Source organism: Segatella copri DSM 18205 (assembly GCF_025151535.1).
Lineage (GTDB): Bacteria > Bacteroidota > Bacteroidia > Bacteroidales > Bacteroidaceae > Prevotella > Prevotella copri.
Window position 1 is genome coordinate 1,850,552 of the sequence record NZ_CP102288.1, and the last position, 20,740, is coordinate 1,871,291.

Genomic DNA, 20,740 nt, shown 5'->3' on the forward strand with positions numbered 1-20,740 from the left:
TTCTTAGCTTTTAAACATAAAACGAGTTTTGCTTTCGTTTTTATCTATACCTTTGCAATCGATTTCAGAAATCGATAAGAAAGAATGTTTTTGAAAATTCAGTATTTACATTAATAGATAAAGAAAAATGGAGATTTTAAAAAATCTATTTTATGGCTTCCCAGACCTTTGGGGAGGCGGAGTAGCCCACTCTGTGATGATTCTTTCGCTGGTCATCGCCTTGGGTTTGTGTTTAGGTAAGCTCAGAGTAAAAGGTGTTTCCCTGGGCTTGGCTTGGATTCTGTTCATCGGTCTTATCTTTGGACATTTCTCTCTCAACCTTGACGAGCATCTGCTCCACTTTCTCAAGGAATTTGGCTTGATTCTCTTTGTCTACTCTATCGGTCTGGAGGTAGGTCCGGGCTTCTTCGCTTCGTTCAAGAACGGCGGCAAGAGTCTCAACCTGCTCAGCATGATCGTAGTGGCCCTGAGTATCATTACTACCTTAGTCATCTTCTTATGTTCGGGAACATCCATCACCTCTATGGCCGGTATCCTTTCGGGTGCTGTAACCAATACTCCTGGATTGGGTGCAGCCCAGCAGGCATTCAGCGACCTGCGCCACATCGACGCCCCATCCATCGCAGCCGGCTATGCCATCGCCTATCCTATGGGTGTGCTCGGCGTTATCCTCAGCTTCATTATATTAAGGTTCGCGCTACGTATAGACAAGCAGAAGGAAGAGGATGAAGCTAAGCGAGGCAAGGGCCATCTTGAAGCGATGACCCTGAACACCTTCGCCGTAAAGGTTTCTAACCAGATGGTTTTCAAAGATACCGTCAAGCAGATCCGCTATCTGCTGAAGCGCGACTTCATGGTTTCCAAGATTATCCGTAACAACGGCGAACGCCAGGACGAGGTGGTTAACGGACAGACCGTGATAGAAGAGGGCGACATTCTGCAGATTGTGGCTCATCCTACCGTAGAAGAACCTATCATCGCCCTGCTCGGCGAGAAGGTTGACGTAAAGGACGAGGAATTCAGCAGCGAGCTCATCAACCGCCGAATCCTGATTACCAAACCGGGCATCAACGGCAAGAGCATCAGCCAGTTGCAGATTAGAAGCAACCTTGGCGCCAACATTACCCGCGTGAACAGAAATGGTGTAGACCTCATCGCGACCCCAGACCTGAAACTCCAGTTGGGGGACCGCGTAACCGTAGTGGGCAAGGAACTAGCCATCGCTCATACCGAGAAGGTGCTGGGTAACCAGATGAAGCGTCTGAACTACCCTAACCTCATCCCAATCTTCCTGGGCATCATGCTGGGTTGTATCGTAGCCAACATTCCGTTCTTCATCCCAGGCATCAACGAGAATCTGCGTCTCGGACTTACCGGCGGCCCATTGGTAGTAGCCATTCTGATAGGTTATTTCGGACCGAAATACAACCTCGTTACCTACAATACCATTTCAGCCAACCTGATGCTTCGCGAAATCGGCATCTGCATCTTCCTGGCTTGCGTGGGTCTCGGCACAGGCGAACAGTTTATCCAGACCGTAGCATCAGAAAGCGGACTGACCTGGATACTCTACGGCATCGCCATCACCATGATACCAATCATTCTGGGCGGCATCATCGGCAAGCTCGTGTTCCACATCAATTATTATACATTACTCGGCGTATTGGCAGGTACCAACACCAACCCTTCTGCCCTGGCTTACGTACGTGAGCAGACTTCGGCAGATGCGCCAACAGTAGGCTATGCGAATGTATATCCATTCGCCATGTTCCTCAGAATTGTAACCATTCAGATTATTATTTTTGTATTTGGATAAACATATATGACAGAAAAAGAATTGAAAACCTGCGCTTGCGTAGAGGACAACTGCAAGGAAATAGCAGAATCAGAACTCAGAAGAAAACTCGACTTATTATTACGTACCGGTAGCATTCTCATGGAGAGTGCTGCCGACACATCCCGCATCATGCGAACCATGAAGCGTGCAGCAGCTTTCCTCGGGCTCGACGAGCGATACATGCACCTTTACATCAACTGGAACGTGCTGATGGTAAACTATAGCGACGAGGAGCATTCCTTCTCCAAGTTCCAGAGATGCGAGAAGCACGGCATCAACCTCACCTCTATTTCCCAGGTAAGTAAGCTCACCTGGAAGGCCATCAAGGATAACTATTCGCTCGAACAGTATGAGCAGGCCCTGAACGACATCAAGGCCACCCCACGCAGCTTTACCCCTTGGCAGGTAGCCATCGGCGGCGGTTTTGCCTGCGGCGGATTCTGCATCCAGTTCGGTTGCGACTGGCCAGCCTTCTTCTTCTGTTCGCTTGCAGCCATATTGGGTTTCCGCCTGAGAATGTTCTTGCCAACCAAGGGCTGCAACAACTATGTAGCCATCGGCATTTCGGCTTTCGTAGCCACTCTGATAGCCTGGTTGACCTCATTTCTTTCGCTCAACCCATCGATTGCCGAAGCGCTTCCAGCCTTCATGCATTCAGATACCCCTTGGCATCCGCTGATGGCGTGTGCCCTCTTCATCGTGCCGGGAGTTCCACTCATCAACTTTGTAAGCGATATGCTCGACGGATATATTGAGGTGGGAATGGTTCGTGCCCTGAACACCCTGCTGATGATCTTCGCGATGGCGTTCGGTATCGCCTTCGCCATCCAGGTTTGCCATATCGACAACTTTGTGAAGGATCTTACGATGACTCCTCATCACGAATACTGGGAGTTTGCCATCGCAGCTGCCGTATCGGCCATGGGCTTCTCTACCATCTTCAGCATACCTCGCCGTCTGTTGCCGGTTGTAGCTGTGGGCGGTATCATCGCCGTTTGCTTCCGCAATTTCGTCAACCTGGGTCCATCTAACGGCAACATCGGTCTCGACATGGGTCTGAGCATCGGTTCGCTTGCCGGTTCTGCGCTCATCAGCATCATCGTGATCAAGGCGCGCCATTGGTTCCATACCCCTCACCAATGCATCACCATTCCTAGCGTTATCCCAATGGTACCGGGAGTTCTGATGTATCGTGCCCTCTTTGCCTTCATCGACATGCATGGCGTAGTAGGCGAAGTAACCGTAGGTATGAACAACCTCATCAAGGCCTCGCTCGCCATCATCTGCATCGCCCTGGGTGTTGCAATTCCAAACGTATTCTTCCGCCGCTTCATCGCCGACAACCGCAAGCGCAAGCTGCTTGCCATGCTGGTTGAAAGAAAGAAGAAGAATGGCGAATTCGTAGATTTGCACGAAGTAGAAATCAAATAATCATCTGGTTGGTAATCTGATTTTCATCGGATGATAACCGGATAAAAAGAAGTAGAGATGCGATAAAACATCATTTTATTCTTCAAAAAAAGAGGATATTAAAATAAATGTTTTATCTTTGCACCCAAATTTAGCTATCGGTTATTTCTATAGCCGATAGCTTCAACAAAGGAACAATATGGAAATACGACAACTGAAATATTTCTTGAAGGTAGCCGAGACGCTCAACTTCTCAGAAGCTTCGCGCAAGTTATACATCACCCAGAGCACCCTCTCACAGCAGATTTCGCATCTGGAACAGGAGATTGGTATGCCTCTCTTCGAGCGCAATTCTCATGAGGTTTACCTCACAGAGGCGGGCAAGGAATTGAGACCTTACGCCCAAAACGCGGTCAATTCTGCCGAAGCCTGTGTAGACCACATGAACGATCTGAAGGAAATGCTTACAGGCGAACTGAACATCGGCGTAACGTTCTCCTTCAGCAACATCATGTCCGAGACGCTCATCGCCTTTCTCCACGCCTATCCTCATGTAAAGCTCAACATCCAATACCGCACCATGCAGGAACTGATGGACGGACTGAAGAAGCGCGAACTCGACCTCGTTCTGGCTTTCAAGCCTCTGAAGAACGAGAAAGCGGTAGACAGCCGAGCTATTTTCAGCAACCGTCTTGCCGCCATCGTGAACGTGAATCATCCGCTGGCGCGCCTTTCATCGGTCAAGCTTTCCGATCTGGAGCGTTACGACCTCATCCTTCCTTGCAAGGGTCTGCAGGCACGCAACGCCTTTGATCACATGGTAGAGGGCAAAGATTTGAACTACAAGATTATGGTAGAGGTGAATAATGTAAACATCATCTTCGACCTTCTGAGCCGCAGCAATCTGGTGACCATTCTCTCCGAATCGACCACCATTCTGCAGAACGGCATGAAGGCGATTCCTATCGATGCTGCCGACAACGAAATGGATGGCTGCATCCACATTCTGAAAGATGCTTACATGAAAAACTCAGCCCAGGAGTTCATCAGCATGCTGAGCCAGAACACCAGCATCCTCGCCAACTTTGCGCTGAAGGATATTCTGAGATAATCATCTTAACGCCTGGCGGCTCGCGAGCCTATTTGCTTGCGGCTAGAACAGATAAAAAAATCCTCGTTCGAGTTCTTTTTCGAGCAAGGATTTTTTCTTCTTTTTACCCTTTTACCCTTTCTTTCTTGCGATGATAATCGTTACGCCAGCCAGGATAGCGAGGATACCTATCGCCAGCTGCAGAGAGAAACTCTCGCCGAAGACGCATACGCCGATGATGACGGCTGTTACCGGCTCCAAGGCTCCCATGATGGCGGCTGGAGTACTGCCGATAAGATTGATGGAAACCGTCATGAAGAAGAGCGACAATACCGTTGGCAACAAAGCCAGCTGGGCAGCACAGAGCCATTGTTTAGGCGTTTGAAGCATCAGTATCGGCTCGCCTGCAATAAACGAATAGACAAACATCGTAAGCAGTCCGAAGACTAATATATAAAAGGTAAACTTGATGTTCGACATGCCCGGATTCTTCCATTGGTTGATGGAGATGATGTAAAGGGCGTAGAGCAGGGATGAACACATGACGAGGGCAAAACCCGCCGTGCTCAACTTATCGTTTCCATCGCCCTGATAGAGCAATCCTACTCCCGATACCGCCAGAAGAATGGCAAGCGAGGTAGAGCACGTTACCTTCTCGTGGAAGAAGACCGTCATCAGGATGGCTGTCATAATAGGATAAACGAAGAGGATGGTGCTGGCAATACCTGCCGCCATATAATGGAAACTGACATAAAGCGTAGCTGATGAGAGCGAAAACATGCAGCCCAGCACGCCAAGACGAATCAGATGTCCCCACTTCACCTTGAAACTCTCCTTGCGGAACAGCATCACCACGGCAAACATCAGTACCGCCAAGAGATAACGATAGATAAGTACAGAACTGGAATTGAATCCGTCGCCATAGAGTTCGAGCGTGCCCAAAGGATTGGTACCATAACATACTGCGGCAACAACACCCGCCGCAAAGCCTTTAACTTTATTACTGCTTGTCATTAGATTAAATACTATTTTTTTCTTATACTTCTTGTTATCTATCTATTTCGGGCTACAAAGTTACAGCAAATATTCGAGATAAGCTAACAAAATCGTATAAATATATTGTAATATCTGAGAAAAAACGCTCTTTTCTTGTGCTTTAAGAAAATAAATTGTACCTTTGCAATATCTTTGAAAAAAGATAATCTGATGAAACATTAAAAACTAAACACAAGAATTAATAACAATGGAACAGATTAAGAATGATCAGCTCACACTTGAGATTTCATCTCTCGGAGCAGAACTTCAGAGCATCAAGGATGCTAATGGTAATGAATATCTCTGGGATGGCGACGAGAAATACTGGAACCGCCACTCTCCTATCCTCTTCCCTATCGTATGCGGATTGTGGAAAGACACTTATCGCACAGAGGGCAAGGAGTATCACCTTCCTCGCCATGGTTTCGCACGCGATACAGAGTTCAAACTCGTTGGCAAGACTGCCGACCGCCTCACCTTCGCGCTCATCGACAACGAAGAGACTCAGAAGAACTATCCTTACCACTTCAACCTTGCCATCTCTTACCGCCTGCAGGGCAACGAGATTCATGTCATCTGGCACGTAGAGAATACCGACGACAAGGAAATCTTCTTCCAGATTGGCGGTCACCCAGCATTCATGGTTCCTGGCTGCAAGAAGGGCGAAGAAATGAAGGCTACCCTGAAACTCGACAACGAGGCTCCTGTTCGTCTCTATGGTAACGTAGGCGGATGCATCGACCGTCAGGCTAAGGAAACCGTAGAAACCGACAAGGGTATCTGGGAAGTAAACGAGGAGACTTTCGCTGAAGATGCTGTTATCTTCGACAAGAGTCAGGTTAAGCAGGTGAGCATTCTCAACGAGCAGGGCGAACCTCATGTAACCCTCGAGTTCAAGACTCCAGCCGTAGGTATCTGGAACCCAGCAGGCAAGCACGCTCCATTCATCTGCATCGAGCCATGGTATGGTTTGAACGACTGGGCTGAATATGATGGCGAGTTTAAGGACAAGTATCTGATGAACCGTCTGCAGCCAGGTGCAAGTTTCATGAGTGAGTATATCATCAGAATTGAGAAATAATGGAAGAAAAAGACAATTTGCAACTCCCCGAGAACGCATTCCGCGAACTGAAAGACGGGGAGGAATATAAGCCGCTGATGTCGCCTGACAAGGTTTATCCTGAGGTGAACGGATGGTCAGTTACATGGGGAATCGTGATGGCAGTCATCTTCTCTGCCGCCGCAGCCTATCTGGGCTTGAAGGTGGGTCAGGTGTTCGAAGCAGCCATCCCTATCGCCATCATCGCCGTGGGCGTAAGTACCGCTACCAAGCGTAGCAAGGCGCTGGGCGAGAATGTCATTATCCAGAGCATCGGAGCCTGTTCGGGTGCTGTGGTGGCAGGAGCCATCTTTACCCTGCCAGCCATCTACATCCTGCAGGCTAAATATCCGGAGATGACTACTTCGTTTATGAAGATCTTCATGGCTTCGGCCTTGGGAGGAGTCTTGGGAATTCTTTTCCTTATTCCTTTCCGCAAGTACTTCGTAAGCGATATGCACGGCAAATATCCGTTCCCTGAGGCTACGGCTACCACGCAGGTACTGGTGAGCGGAGCCAAGGGAGGCGACCAGGCTAAGCCGCTGCTCATAGCCGGACTGGTGGGTGGTCTTTACGACTTTATCGTAGCCAGCCTGGGATGGTGGAACGAGAATTTCACATCGCGTGTGGTAAGTCTGGGATGCGACCTGGCTGACAAGGCTAAACTCGTATTCAAGGTAAACACAGGTGCAGCCGTATTAGGTCTGGGTTACATCATCGGTCTGAAGTATGCCTTCTTCACCTGTCTGGGGTCGCTCGTAGTATGGTGGCTGATTGTTCCGGGCATGAGCGTTATCTTCCATGATAGCGTGCTGAGCGCCTGGGATCCTAGCATCGTGAAGACCGTGGGTGCGATGAGTCCGGAGGAAATCTTCCGTGCCTACGCCCGCAGCATCGGTATCGGCGGTATCGCCATGGCAGGTATCATCGGCATCATCAAGAGCTGGGGCATCATCAAGAGTGCCGTAGGTCTGGCTGCCAAGGAGCTGAAGGGCAAGAGCGATGTGGATGAGAACGTGAAGCGCACCCAGCGCGACATCTCTTTCAAGATTATCGCTATCGGTTCGCTTGTTACCATCCTCGTAACCTTCCTCTTCTTCTGGTTTGGCGTGATGGAGGGCAACCTTCTCTTCGCCATTATCGCCATTCTGCTCGTGGCTGCCATCGCCTTCCTCTTTACTACCGTAGCGGCTAATGCCATCGCTATCGTGGGTTCAAACCCTGTTTCGGGAATGACCCTGATGACGCTCATCTTCGCCTCTGTGGTGATGGTGGCTGTCGGTCTGAAAGGTCCTGGCGGCATGCTGGCTGCCCTGATTATGGGTGGTGTGGTTTGTACAGCCCTCTCGGTAGCAGGTTCGTTTATTACCGACCTGAAGATTGGTTACTGGCTGGGAACAACTCCTAAGAAACAGGAGGGATGGAAATTCCTCGGTACCCTGGTGAGTGCGGCTACCGTGGGCGGCGTGATGATGCTGCTCAACGAGACTTACGGTTTCGCATCGGGTTCGCTTGCAGCTCCTCAGGCTAATGCGATGGCTGCGGTTATCGACCCTTTGATGAATGGCGTGGGAGCTCCTTGGGTGCTCTATGGCATCGGAGCCGTAATAGCCATCGTGCTGACTTATTTCAAAATTCCTGCCCTGGCTTTCGCTCTGGGTATGTTTATTCCGCTGGAACTGAACGTTCCTCTGCTCGTGGGTGGAGCCATCAACTGGTATGTTACTTCGCGCAGCAAGGATGCCAAGGTGAACAGCGAACGTGGTGAGAAGGGAACGCTCATCGCCAGCGGCTTCATCGCCGGTGGAGCCCTGATGGGTGTGGTTAGCGCCCTTCTGAAGTTTGGCGGCATCGAGGTAAGTATCGCCGACAGCTGGTGGGTTAATCCGATGTCTGAGGTTTGTTCGCTCCTGGCTTACATCTGCCTCATAGGTTTCTTTATCAGAGCCACAAAGAAATAAAGAATAGGCTTTTTACAAATAAGACAATCGCCTGGATGCATCTGAGCACCCAGGCGATTTTTTATTCTATCCGAATATTTTTTCTATCCTACGATTCCGCAGCTACGAAATCCATCGGCTTGACGCCAAACTGCTTCTGGAAGCACTTGGCAAAATAGCTAGGACTGCTGAAACCTACCATATAGCTGATTTCGCTGATGCGGTAGTTTCCTTCTTTCAGGAGCTTTGCGCCCTTCTTAAGTTTCACGAGCTGGATCATCTCGTTTGGCGTAACATCGGCAAGACCGCGAATCTTATTAAAGAGCGAAGAGCGGCTTATGCCCATCTTCTCAGCAAGGAACGCCACGTTGAGTTCCGGATTCGCCACATTCTCTTCGATGATGCGAGACATTCGTTCCAGGAACGCATTATCAACCTGAGTTGGAGCAATCTCTGCTATCGGCTCAAGCGGAGTATGAGAGAACTTACTCCTCAACAGACGGCGCATCTCAAGAAGCTGTCTTACGCTTGCCTCAAGATACTTCATCGAGAACGGCTTTTCTATGTAGACATCGGCTCCACAGTTCATACTCTCCGTCTTCGCCGCATCATCGGTCTTTGCCGTGAGCATCACGAACGGGAGATGAGAATATTCAGAATTTTCACGCACCCTACGGCAGAACTCCGGACCGTCCATCTCCGGCATCATCCAGTCGCTTATGATGAGCGAAACCGGATGTTTCTCCAGTTTACGGAGCGCATCCTTTCCGTTGTCGGCGGTATAAACCGTATACATCTTTTCGAAATGAGCCTTCACAAACTGGCGCATGTCTTCATCATCATCCACAATCAGCATCGTCGGTTTTGCCGGTTCACGAAGCGGACTGGCAACAGCAACGCCTGCCTTTTGAGAACCTTGCGCAACTGTAGTTTCATCTGTCAGCAGATTTTCCTCAGCAACAGTTTCTTCTTCCTTCACCATCTCATCCGCCTTCTCAACCACAGCATCCAACTGGTTGAGCGGCAAGGTTACGATAAAGGTAGATCCCTTACCTACTGCAGATTCTACTTCAACCATACCATGATGAGCCTCAACGAGATTCTTCACGATGTTGAGACCGATTCCGGTTCCCGGTTTGTTGTCGCGTGCCTGATAGAAGGCTCCGAAAATTTTCTCCTTTTCGTCAGGACTGATTCCCAATCCGTTGTCTTCCACCTCTATGCGGAAATGGTTTCCATCCTCCAGCAAGCGGCAGGACAAGCGTACATAATCCTCGGTATATTTTAAGGCGTTGGTCATCAGATTGCTGATAACCTTGGTAATGGCCTCCTGGTCAATCATCGCCACGAGCTCATCGGCTGGATAATCTACATCAAGACGGATGCTTTTCTGCTCGAAGGTAGGAGCAAAGCGCTCTGCCACAGCATGCATCAGCTTCGAAATGTTATTCAAACGGAAATGAACCTGCATGCCCTTCTGCTGCACTTTGTTGAAATCGAGCAGCTGATTTACTAGCAGGAGCAAACGCTGGGCGTTACGGTCGATAACAGAAAGCGTCTGCGTGATAGTCTCACCATCGGAAAGTTTTCCGGCAACCTGTTTCCAATACTCTTTCAGGCTCTCCAAAGGTCCGATGATAAGCGTTACCGGCGTACGGATTTCATGGGCAATCATCGTGAAGAACTGCAGGCGGGCATCTCTCATCTCCTGATCCTGCTTGAGTTCCAACTGGTCGAGTTCTTCCTGATGACGGCGTTTCTCACGTTTCAACCGGCTCTGCATGAACCAGTAGATTGCGTAACCGATGAGCAGAAGATACAGAATCTTGGCTGGCAAAGACCACCAGAACGGCGGATGAACCACAATCTTCAGTTTTGCCTCATTCTTCGACCATACACCATCATTATTGGTTGCCTTAACCAGGAAGGTATAGGTTCCGGCAGGAAGATTGGTATAGTTGGCACGATGCTCGTGGGTATAAATCCAATCCTTGTCTACTCCCTCAAGTTTGTAAGCATACTGGTTCTTCTCAGGCGATACATAGCTCAGGGCGGCAAACGAGATATTGATGGTATTCTCGTTATGAGACAGATTGAGTTCTGCTGCATGACTCAGAGATTTCTCCAACTGGTCGCTCCCCGCCTCTATCGGCTTTCCGAAGAGTTCTACCGAGGTGATTGCTACAGGAGGAGCTACCTGGTTGATCTTGACGAGATATGGATAGAAGCAGTTGAAACCTCTTGTAGAACCGAAATAGATTCTGCCATCAGAAGCCAGGAGTCCGGCGTTTGGCATAAACTGGTCGCAAGTGAGTCCGTCATATTTATTGAACAGCTGGACAGGTTCACCCGGCGTATATTTCACAATTCCCTTGCTGGTAGAAATCCACATTACTCCCTGCGAAATGACAAGACTCGTGAAATCCTGACTAGGCGCATCGATGGAGATGCGTCGGAATATACCTTTCGAAGGCAGAAATTCGCAAAGTCCTTCGCCGGTTGCGGCATAGAGCTGCCCCTTTTCGCCAATAACCAGACAGTTTATCTGATCACTCACCAGCGAAGTAGAATCATTCTCTACATGTTTATACTGTTTCCAGGCATTATTCTTGTCCAAGCGCCACAAGCCGCCTCCCTGGGTAGCAAACCATACGTTGCCCTGAGGATCTTCCTTGATATCGATGGTAAGCGACTTGAACAACTTGATTTTGCTGAACTTCTGCTGTCCTTCATCGAAGAGGTTGGCACCATCCATCGTAGCCGCCCAGAGCCGGTTCTTCCGGTCGCGATAAATACAATAGGCATTACTGCCAGAAACCATTCCATCGGTAGAGAAAACCTGCTGCGCTCCGGTAGCCATATTCATTCTGATGACACCATTGCCATAGGTTCCTACCCACAGATCATTTTCATCAGCAAAGAGCGCATGAACATTATACTTGCCCATATCCGCCTTGCCCGGATAAGAAACAAAACTGTTGGTCTGGGGATTAAAGCAGTCGAGTCCCGCATCATCCGTAGCTATCCAGATGCGATGCTGACGGTCTTCGAAGAATCTTCCTACCACATTACCGCGCAATCCGCCCAGACGGGCAGAATAAGCATGGAAACGCTCTTCAAAACTCGTAGAAGGAAGATAATTCACACCACCATAGAAAGTAGTTACCCAAATGCCACCTTCATTATCATCCGCAATACCATAAACAAAGCGCTCGCTCGTACTCCGGCTCGGATTGTTGACTTCCGACAACATGTGCCAGATACGGTTCTGGATATCATACTGCACCAATCCATCATCGCTGGCTATGAGAAGAGACTTGTTGTCGTTGCAGTAAAGCTGATGGATATGATGAACAGCATTACTCAAGGTTCCGCTGATGAGCTGCTCGGCACTACCATCGGCGTTGAGCTTGTAAAGTCCGTTTTCCCAGGTTCCGACATAAACATTGCCATCGGGAGTAGCCAGCATCGCCATGCCGTGAAACATGGTTGCATCGCCCTTCAGAGGGAATGCTTCAAACTGGTCGGTCGACTTGTTGAGATGATAGATGCTGGCTTCACCCTGGTTACAGAGCATCCATACCTGGTTGTTGGCATCAACCAGCGTACTTTGCACTTTACCCTGAATATTCTTCATCGGATACTGATGCAGTTCGTGAGTAGTCCGATTGTATCTGAACACGCCCTGTCCGTTGGTAGAAATCCAAACATTCTGATCGCCGTCAAGCGAAAAATTAAGGACAGGTGCCGTAATCTTATCACTCAGTTTCTGGAATCGGTCGGTTGCATTACAGAACAGATAGGCTCCATTATTGCAACCTACCAGCAGTCCTTCTTCGCAAGCAGTAAGGGCGCTCACAAACTGGTCTACAGTCGTAAAGGGATTATAATAGGTTTTGACATCGTATCCGTCAAAACGGCACAATCCGTTGTCTGTACCAAACCACATGTATCCCTTGGAACCTTGAACCACGCTACGCACAGCATTACTCGGCAAACCATTATCCATCGTGATAGAGCGCACCATAGGGTCGATAGCAGCCAATTGTGCACCCGAGTTGGTTTGCGTTACCGAATGTGGCTGCGCCTGAATATCCGTAGCCCCCTTCGAGACGAAGGCTGTCGGCACCTGCGCCTCAGCCCCTACAGGCATCATCATGCAGAGCACAGAAACCATTAGAGTAGATATCTTTCTCATTATATGAGTCTTTATTTTCTGTTGTTAGATAATTTAATGCCGCAAAATTACAAAAATATAACGAGAAATACAACAAAAAGAACAAAAAAAGCCCCGAAACAAGCAAATAGCTACTTTTTTAAAGTCCTTAATTCCGCAACACTATAATTTAATATTTTTTATAAGCACCTGAGCAACAAAAAGTTGCTCAGGATTTTGCCATGTCAGAAATTTCACTTATCTTAGTGTTGCAAATAAAAAACAAATAAAACTCTGAATGACATGGCAAAAGTACAAATAAAATCTGAGAAACTCACTCCTTTTGGAGGAATTTTTTCTATTATGGAGCAATTTGATGCTCTTTTAGCTCAAACCATAGATTCCACCTTGGGATTGAGATGCACTATGTTTGGTTATCAATATAGCGAAATTCTACGCTCTCTGATGTGCGTATATCTTTGTGGCGGCTCATGTATTGAGGATGTTACAACTCACTTGATGAAACATTTGTCTCTTCATCCAACTCTTCGCACTTGCAGCGCAGACACCATATTGCGTGCTATCGAAGAACTGACTTGTAAGAACATCACCTATAAATCTGCTTCTGGCAACTCCTATGATTTCAATACTGCAGACAAGATGAACTGCTTATTGATCAAAGCCCTGCTTGCTACTGGTCAATTGAAATCCGGTCAAGAGTATGATTTTGACTTTGACCATCAGTTCATTGAAACAGAGAAGCATGATGCAAAACCAACCTACAAGAAGTTCCTGGGCTATAGTCCAGGTGTGGCAGTCATTAACGACATGATTGTCGGTATTGAAAATAGAGACGGCAACACAAACGTGCGCTTCAACCAAAGAGAGACTTTGGAAAGAATCTTCAAGCGACTGGAGGCATCAGAAGTATATATATCCCGTGCCCGCATGGATTGCGGCTCATGCTCGGAGGAAATCGTAGATATGGTAGAGGCTCATTGCAGGCATTTTTATATTCGTGCCAACAGATGCTCTTCCTTCTACGATTCCATGTTTGCCTTGACTGGATGGAAAACTGTTGAAATCAACGGTATTGAATTTGAGCTGAATTCCATCCTTGTTGAGAAATGGAAAGGAAAACCGTATCGTCTTGTCATACAGAGACAAAGGCGAATAGAGGGAGACCTTGACATTTGGGAAGGCGAATATACCTACAGATGTATACTGACTAACGATTACAAGTCGAGTGCAAGAGACATTGTGGAATTCTACAATCTTCGTGGTGGCAAGGAACGCATCTTCGATGACATGAACAATGGCTTTGGCTGGAATCGGTTGCCAAAATCGTTCATGGCACAGAATACTGTATTCCTGCTTATGACAGCTCTCATCAGAAACTTCTACAAAGCTATTATGCAGAGATTGAAAACCCATGAATTTGGATTGCGTGCCACCAGCAGAATCAAGACCTTTGTGTTCAAGTTCATCTCTGTTCCTGCAAAATGGATTAAGACGTCACGTAGGCATGTATTGAACATTTATTCAGACAACTATGCTTATGCCAACCTGTTCAAGACAGACTTTGGTTAAAGGCAATGCTTTTCTGGTTAAACCGGTGTATTACCTCAAGTCGCTTTATGGGGTAAGGGAATTTTGTGTTTACGACGTTTCTGTTATGCCCAAGGAATATGTACAATAAAAGAATTTTTGTCGTTTTACAAGTAAATTCCCACGAAACCCTATAGGTTGCGGATTTGAGGTATAAATGGAATAGCTAATAACCCAAAAGTATTTGCAAATTACTTTTGCTTTTCGGACGAACATCCTAACAAAATCGTCTTCCGTTTGAATTCCTTTAAGGATAATATGCCAATAGATTCTGTTGTCATCGAGGATCCGCAAAAAGAAGGCAAAGCTTTCCTGAACAACTTTGCGTATGATTTAAATAATGACAATGCTGTCTTGGCGTACCAATATAAAGACAAATTTGAGGTTTACAAAATCTTATCCAACAACAAGTTAGATTTAATATGCTCAGTTCAAGGAAATGAACTAGTTAATGAAAATGAAATTATGTATTTTTCAGATGCAACTATTGTCGGAAATAGAATATACCTTCTTTCACAACGTCATGTAGACCTAGCTCAAGAAAAAGGATATTCTTCTGTTGAAGTATACGATTTAGCAGGAAAAGCATTGAAAAATTACAAGTTAAACTTTATTGCTTCTCAAATGAGGATAGATAAATCTAACGAAACAATATATTTGCTGTCTGCTACAGATGGGATGTTAGAAAAAATTAGGGTTCCACAATCTGCTTCATTTTAATATTTTTCTTTCAAGAATTGCCATATTGCCATGCCAGCCAGTAATCTATCTGATTACAAAGCTGTTAGGGGTATGGCAATTCTTTATTTTAAGGGATTATCTGCTATATATTGCTATGAAATCTGCCATATTCGGGCGTTTTTGAGGCATTTTTGGGGAAAAACACAGAAAGTATTGAGCAAAAAAGCATTTTTTCGGTTCAAAGTTTGGGGATTTCAATCTTTTTTCGTAACTTCGCCATCGATGCGGAAGAAATTACGTCCCGACGTAGCATCAGATACGTCCCGACGTAACAACAACTGCGTCGCGACGCAGCATCAGATACGTCGCGACGCAATTTCAGATACATCCTGGCTTAGCAAGTAATGCTTTCCGAAATCCAAGTGAGCCTCTTTTGAACTCCAAGTAAGCCCTACTCAAACATTACGTAAGCCTCACTCGAAAAAGACATAACTTTAATAACAGGACAGATGAGAATAACAGTCATCAGAACCAACCGGCAACACCAGCTTTGCGTTACCAACAGAAGTATCGGACACCTTTTGGAGCGTATGCTCAAAGATGATTCCAAGTTTACCATCCAGAAATTCAGAGATATGGTTCCTTCCATGAATTTCGGTTACGATGGGTATAAAGACATGCCCACCTGGCACAGGGTATACCCTGCCGCCGAGTTTCAGAAAGATGAGAACGGGAATCTCAGGATGAAGGCATTCAACGGCCTCTTGCTCCTATCGTTCAGAAACATACTGAAACCAGAAGACGTTCAGCTCGTGAAGAAACAAGCTGCCTTCCTCCCCTCCACTCTCATCGCCGTGACCGGAGCGGATGGCAGAAGCGTGGAAATACTGGTGAAATTCTCCGATGAAAAGGGTGAACTGCCTACAGATGAAGAACATGCCGACCGACTCTACCAAAGTGCCTACCGACACATCCTGCCCATCTACCAGTCTGTCATCCATGCCGAGATAGCCAGCCAAAAGCCTTCGATAAGAAGCTATTTCCTCCTTACGCTCGATACCCTGCCTTATTATAATCCTCAGGCTGTCGCCATGAAAGTAGATGAGAAACTGATGCTTCAGGAACCAACCCCATCCATACCTGAGGCTAAAAGCGACCCGACTGACAAGAAAGAAAAAGGCATGAAAGGCTCGAAAGAGAACATCGAGAAAATGATGAAATATCTGAACGAGAAGTATGACCTGAGATACAACATGGTGATGAAATATACCGAATATGTACCAAAGGACAAGGAATGGATTGGATTTCAAGCCGTGGAACCGAGAGTGCAGAAGAGTCTGACGCTAGAAGTGCAACTGGCAGGTATCAACGTCAGCATCAAGGACGTCAGAAATTTCCTGGAATCCAATTTCATCAAGAACTATAATCCCGTAGAGGAATTCCTGTTCACCTGTTATGACAACTGGGACGGCAAGGACCATATACGCGCCTTGGCACGTACCGTGCCTACCAACAACCCTCACTGGGAGGACTGGTTCTACACCTGGTTTCTAGCCATGGTGGAGCAATGGCACAACCGCACCGGCAGACAGTATGGCAACAGCGTGGCTCCTCTGCTCATTTCCAAACAGGGCTACAACAAGAGTACTTTCTGCCGCCGGCTGATTCCACCCCAACTGCAATGGGGCTACACCGACAATCTGATTCTCTCGGAGAAGAGACAGGTGTTGCAGGCTATGAGCCAGTGCCTGCTCATCAATCTGGATGAATTCAACCAGATTTCAGCCAGGGGACAACAGGGATTCCTGAAAAATCTCATCCAGTTGCCAAACGTGAAATACAAGCCACCCTATGGCAGCCATGTACAGGAGTTCCCCCGCACCGCCTCCTTCATCGCCACAAGCAATATGGATGACATCCTGACCGACCCTTCCGGCAACCGCCGATTCATCGGCATTGAACTGACGGGTCCTATCGATGTAAGTGTGCGCCCCAACTATCAGCAACTCTTTGCTCAAGCAGAAAAGGCAATCTGGAATGGAGAAAAGACCTATTTTGATGCAGAACAGACGGCTCTCATCATGGAAAACAACAGGCGATACCAGCAAATAGATCCAGTCATGCAATGCTTCAGCGAGAGTTTTACGCCAACAGAAGACGAAAATGAGGGTACTTTCATGACTGCCGCCGCCATTTTTAGCGAATTAAAGGCAAAATATGGGGCATCACTGGAAGCAAAAAGCCTACTTTCGTTCGGTCGATGCCTGAAGAATATTGATGGATTGAAGAGAAAAAGAACGATGAAAGGTACTGATTATCTGGTTATTAGGCGAAAATAGCATTAAATTCTCACTATGGCTATATATGGCAATTCCCGGCGCTTTTCCGAGAATTGCCATACGTACTTTTACGCTGAGTATCAACCATTTGCACATACAATATGGCAATATGGCAATTAAAACAACGCATTCAAACTTTTTTTATTTTCTGAGTCCACTTTAAAAAGGGGCATATTTTAAATTCAGCATGACCAGTGTGGTCATTCTGAGTGAAACATAGCAATCGGCTCCGCTGGTGAATATCTTTCGAGAAATCGCCTTGAAAGAGCCGAAAGCTTCTCTGATAGGCCCGAAAAGGGCAAATATCGATCTTTGTCATCCTTTAGTAATTTTATTCACAGAAGTGCATTCTTACTCATCTATAGTATCGTCAATTAGTTATATCGTGTTAAAGAATCAACCAACATGACTTCTTTTTCGAAATAAATCATTATATTTGCATTAAAATCAATAAATTGATAGAATGGAAGATTTCGTATTTGCCAATACAGGTACCAATGTGTCCGTGCTATTCTTTGACGACTCAAAGAAAAGGGTTACAGTCTTCCAGCCGGTCAATATTTTGACATCAAGATAGACTATGTTGACATCACGGAAGAGGAGTTCAATAAGCGAATGACTGATTACAAGAATACATTGGCAGAGCAATTCGAGGAAAGCCATCGCTTAGAGAATGAGATTATGCGACAGCTTAACAGCATCAACTTTAATGATAACGCAAAAAAGGAATAACAAGATGAGTAACGAAATACAATTTTTACTGTATAGTATGCCTGACTCTGAAGGCAAGGTACAGGTGGTTATCAAGAACGAGACGATTTGGTGTACACAAAAAGCTATGGCACAGCTATTTGGTGTTGGTGTACCAGCTATCAGTAAGCACTTGAAGAATATTTTTGAGGAAGGGGAATTGGATAAAGAAGTGGTTGTTTCCAAAATGGAAATAACCACTCAGCATGGAGCCATGGCCAATAAGTCGCAGACACATAGTGTGGACTTCTATCACCTCGATGCCATCATTGCGGTTGGCTATCGTGTTTCTTCATTAAAGGCTACTCGCTTCCGCCAATGGGCAACAAAGATTCTCAACGAATATATCACCAAGGGATTTGCTATGGACGATGAGCGATTGAAGCAAGGCACGGCAGTGTTCGGAAAGGACTATTTCCGTGAGTTACTCGAACGTGTACGCTCTATTCGAGCAAGCGAACGCCGTATCTGGCAGCAAATAACAGATATTTATGCAGAATGTAGTACCGACTATGACAAGAACTCGCCAACCACACGCGAATTCTATGCAATGGTTCAAAACCGCTTCCATTATGCTATCACTGGACATACAGCAGCAGAGATTATATACTCCAAGGCTGACCATACTAAGGACCACATGGGACTTACCACTTGGAAAAATGCACCAGATGGTCGTGTTCTAAAATCGGATGTAAGCATCGCCAAGAACTATCTGCAAGAGAAAGAAATCCGCCAATTAGAACGTGCCGTCACAGGTTTCTTCGACTATATCGAGGATCTTATTGAGCGTGAAAACACGTTTAATATGCAACAGTTCTCGGCAAGCGTAAATGAATTCCTCTCTTTCCGACGCTACCAAATTTTACCAGACAAAGGTAAAATTTCTGCGGAACAAGCCAAGAGGAAAGCGGAACAAGAATACGAAATTTTCAATAAGACCCAACGTATTGACTCTGACTTCGACCAGGAAATAAGAGGATTGTTGGGAGATGAGTAGAGGCAACAATAACAATATATGGCAATTCCCAGCGCTTTTCCGAGAATTGCCATATGTACTTTTACGCTGAGTATCAACCATTTGCACATACAACATGGCAATATGGCAATTAAAACAACGCATTCAAACTTTTTTTTTATTTCTTCTTCACCAGTCTAATGACATACCCTGACCAAAGACACCATACGGCAAATATTCCCATCACGAAGATAAATATATATGTAGCAATACTACCTATGAAGATTCTACCGCTATGAGCCTCCAGAGCCACATTCCATAATGACATGGGCAGTTGGTTCATATAAGCGGGTTGTGGCGCAAAGTCGGTTCCTTCATTATACTCAGCAATGACAGGCGTATCAGAGAAATCCTGGCTCATACCTGCTATCGCCTTTTTTCCGAATGGTGCGCCAGCGTTCTTTAAAGCAGCTTTCCCGGTAGAATAATCAACGGTTGTCCCCTTTACTCTATCCCAAACAAAGAGACCACTAAACGAACCGCAATACCATTTACCATCTTTGTTTTGCTGAAGGACATTCAATCCCATAACACTGACTGGTGGAGTATTGGAGATGGACTCCAACTTTCCGGTCTGGAAATTCACGGAAAAGAAACCATCCGAAGTTGACAAGAGCCAGTCACCGAACTTTTCATCATAACGCACCACACGGAGTTTGTCATTCCAAGGGTTCTTGCTATGAAGCGTCGTCCCAGGAATAGACGGCATCTTGTTCAACACCAAGGCTATCATCACAGGTGGACGAAGGCACCAACCTGTCAGGGCTATCAACAAAGTAAGCATGATGGTGTATCGGCCTATTTTGTCATGCCATTGTAGCGAAAAGCGAAGCACCCTCTTCTGTTTAGGCTTTAACCAGAAGATAAGACCTGAGATGCAGAGCAACACCAGGATGATGGCAATGCCATCTACGATGAGTTTACCAATGCTGCCAAACAACTCTCCACTGTGAAGCAGCCATATCGTACGAAAGACTGTAACCTTCCCATCATACTCCTTTGGCATAGGCAATTCTATCCGTTGGAAGTTCTGATAAGGTGGCAAGGAAACATAAGCATAGGAGCGGCTGAGAACCAAAAGCGTATCTCCATGAGCAGAAATGTCGCTCAACTTCTCTTCCGGCTCTGTTGGAAGAGTTACGCTTTTCCAGATTTTGTGACTCCCCAACCGGTAGAGTGAAAATGGAGATACCGACCAGACAGAACCATCATCCGTTCTGATAACATTTCTTATCTGTCGGCAGTCTGCTCCTGCTGGAATCCCCTTATTAAAGTCCCTGAATGTGGATGCTGTAGAATCCGTTTGCCAGATTCCCCCGTTTCCATACAGCAATATGGCATCATCCAAAGCAAGCGTTCCCCTCATCAACCCGCCATTCCAATTCTTGAATTCATAGCGGCTTGGCAGATATTTCCTGCTCACATCCACATCTTTGATAAGCGAACGGTGGTTGAGCAAAATACCCGACAAGCAGAACATCAGCATGAAAAAGCTCATACCGATGCCTAACCATTTATGTTGTTTTCTCCAAGTTATTTTCTTATTTAGCATATTCATAATCATTATTACTATCTTGAATCAGGCTGCAAAGGTACATATTTCTAAGAAGGTATGCAATACCTAAAAATAATGATAATGAGGATGCTATTACAGCCATTGCATTAAGAGTTTGGTTAGCATGTTTCAGGCAAGAACTCATAAAACGCTCATTTTAAGCTATTTGGAATCTTTAGTATGATTTTTTCCTTAAAAAATTTGGTAATTTCAAATTTTCGCCTT

General features: G+C 46.3%; 12 protein-coding genes and 1 pseudogene. 10 read left to right on the forward strand and 3 right to left on the reverse strand.

Translation table 11 applies throughout. The features are described from left to right. Positions 1–127 precede the first annotated feature (127 nt). From NQ544_RS07885 to NQ544_RS07895, 3 genes are all read left to right on the forward strand, one after another. The gene (locus NQ544_RS07885) at positions 128–1,816 is read left to right on the forward strand and encodes a putative transporter (protein WP_006847174.1); all 1,689 of its coding nucleotides are present in this window, start codon (positions 128–130) and stop codon (positions 1,814–1,816) included. Between the two features lie 6 nt (positions 1,817–1,822). Continuing rightward, positions 1,823–3,268, forward strand: coding sequence for a threonine/serine exporter family protein (locus NQ544_RS07890; protein WP_006847173.1), 1,446 nt, complete (start codon positions 1,823–1,825; stop codon positions 3,266–3,268). A 178-nt stretch (positions 3,269–3,446) separates the two neighbouring features. Further along, positions 3,447–4,358, forward strand: a complete 912-nt coding sequence (locus NQ544_RS07895; protein ID WP_006847172.1) for a LysR family transcriptional regulator — start codon at positions 3,447–3,449, stop codon at positions 4,356–4,358. A gap of 111 nt (positions 4,359–4,469) precedes the next feature. Here the strand turns inward: NQ544_RS07895 and NQ544_RS07900 are convergent, their stop codons facing one another. Further along, positions 4,470–5,351, reverse strand: coding sequence for a DMT family transporter (locus NQ544_RS07900; RefSeq protein ID WP_006847171.1), 882 nt, complete (start codon positions 5,349–5,351; stop codon positions 4,470–4,472). Positions 5,352–5,580: 229 nt separating this feature from the next. On the opposite strand from NQ544_RS07900, the gene NQ544_RS07905 reads away from it, so the two are divergent. After that, complete coding sequence (locus tag NQ544_RS07905) at positions 5,581–6,453, forward strand: aldose 1-epimerase family protein (protein WP_006847169.1); 873 nt, start codon at positions 5,581–5,583, stop codon at positions 6,451–6,453. Continuing rightward, the gene (locus NQ544_RS07910) at positions 6,453–8,432 is read left to right on the forward strand and encodes an OPT family oligopeptide transporter (protein ID WP_006847168.1); all 1,980 of its coding nucleotides are present in this window, start codon (positions 6,453–6,455) and stop codon (positions 8,430–8,432) included. The genes NQ544_RS07905 and NQ544_RS07910 overlap by 1 nt, the downstream gene beginning before the upstream one ends. Positions 8,433–8,520: 88 nt before the next feature. Here NQ544_RS07910 and NQ544_RS07915 read toward each other — a convergent pair whose 3' ends face one another. Beyond that, positions 8,521–12,609: a hybrid sensor histidine kinase/response regulator transcription factor gene (locus tag NQ544_RS07915; RefSeq protein ID WP_228023687.1), complete on the reverse strand. Its 4,089-nt coding sequence runs from the start codon at positions 12,607–12,609 to the stop codon at positions 8,521–8,523. Positions 12,610–12,870: 261 nt separating this feature from the next. On the opposite strand from NQ544_RS07915, the gene NQ544_RS07920 reads away from it, so the two are divergent. The 5 genes and pseudogenes from NQ544_RS07920 (at position 12,871) to NQ544_RS07940 (ending at position 18,942) form a co-directional block, all read left to right on the forward strand. Further along, the gene (locus NQ544_RS07920) at positions 12,871–14,157 is read left to right on the forward strand and encodes an IS1380-like element IS942 family transposase (protein WP_006847166.1); all 1,287 of its coding nucleotides are present in this window, start codon (positions 12,871–12,873) and stop codon (positions 14,155–14,157) included. 276 nt (positions 14,158–14,433) lie between these two features. After that, entirely contained in the window at positions 14,434–14,895 is a 462-nt protein-coding gene (locus NQ544_RS07925) for a hypothetical protein (RefSeq protein ID WP_006847165.1), read from the forward strand. Positions 14,896–15,365: 470 nt separating this feature from the next. Continuing rightward, complete coding sequence (locus NQ544_RS07930) at positions 15,366–17,195, forward strand: VapE domain-containing protein (RefSeq protein ID WP_153134017.1); 1,830 nt, start codon at positions 15,366–15,368, stop codon at positions 17,193–17,195. A 522-nt stretch (positions 17,196–17,717) separates the two neighbouring features. Then, positions 17,718–17,927: pseudogene (locus NQ544_RS07935) on the forward strand (SAM-dependent DNA methyltransferase); the annotation flags it as partial. 4 nt (positions 17,928–17,931) lie between these two features. Further along, positions 17,932–18,942 (forward strand): virulence RhuM family protein, encoded by a 1,011-nt coding sequence (locus NQ544_RS07940; RefSeq protein WP_040552966.1) that lies wholly within the window; start codon positions 17,932–17,934, stop codon positions 18,940–18,942. A gap of 136 nt (positions 18,943–19,078) precedes the next feature. Here NQ544_RS07940 and NQ544_RS07945 read toward each other — a convergent pair whose 3' ends face one another. Beyond that, positions 19,079–20,524 (reverse strand): PepSY domain-containing protein, encoded by a 1,446-nt coding sequence (locus tag NQ544_RS07945; RefSeq protein WP_006847162.1) that lies wholly within the window; start codon positions 20,522–20,524, stop codon positions 19,079–19,081. Positions 20,525–20,740 lie beyond the last annotated feature (216 nt).

What these genes read in the sequence shown, in the direction of transcription:
- NQ544_RS07885 (WP_006847174.1), top strand. Translation starts at nt 128, where the DNA reads ATGGAGATTTTAAAAAATCTATTTTATGGCTTCCCAGACCTTTGGGGA.
- NQ544_RS07890 (WP_006847173.1), top strand. Translation starts at nt 1,823, where the DNA reads ATGACAGAAAAAGAATTGAAAACCTGCGCTTGCGTAGAGGACAACTGC.
- NQ544_RS07895 (WP_006847172.1), top strand. Translation starts at nt 3,447, where the DNA reads ATGGAAATACGACAACTGAAATATTTCTTGAAGGTAGCCGAGACGCTC.
- NQ544_RS07900 (WP_006847171.1), bottom strand. Translation starts at nt 5,351, where the DNA reads ATGACAAGCAGTAATAAAGTTAAAGGCTTTGCGGCGGGTGTTGTTGCC.
- NQ544_RS07905 (WP_006847169.1), top strand. Translation starts at nt 5,581, where the DNA reads ATGGAACAGATTAAGAATGATCAGCTCACACTTGAGATTTCATCTCTC.
- NQ544_RS07910 (WP_006847168.1), top strand. Translation starts at nt 6,453, where the DNA reads ATGGAAGAAAAAGACAATTTGCAACTCCCCGAGAACGCATTCCGCGAA.
- NQ544_RS07915 (WP_228023687.1), bottom strand. Translation starts at nt 12,609, where the DNA reads ATGAGAAAGATATCTACTCTAATGGTTTCTGTGCTCTGCATGATGATG.
- NQ544_RS07920 (WP_006847166.1), top strand. Translation starts at nt 12,871, where the DNA reads ATGGCAAAAGTACAAATAAAATCTGAGAAACTCACTCCTTTTGGAGGA.
- NQ544_RS07925 (WP_006847165.1), top strand. Translation starts at nt 14,434, where the DNA reads ATGCCAATAGATTCTGTTGTCATCGAGGATCCGCAAAAAGAAGGCAAA.
- NQ544_RS07930 (WP_153134017.1), top strand. Translation starts at nt 15,366, where the DNA reads ATGAGAATAACAGTCATCAGAACCAACCGGCAACACCAGCTTTGCGTT.
- NQ544_RS07940 (WP_040552966.1), top strand. Translation starts at nt 17,932, where the DNA reads ATGAGTAACGAAATACAATTTTTACTGTATAGTATGCCTGACTCTGAA.
- NQ544_RS07945 (WP_006847162.1), bottom strand. Translation starts at nt 20,524, where the DNA reads ATGATTATGAATATGCTAAATAAGAAAATAACTTGGAGAAAACAACAT.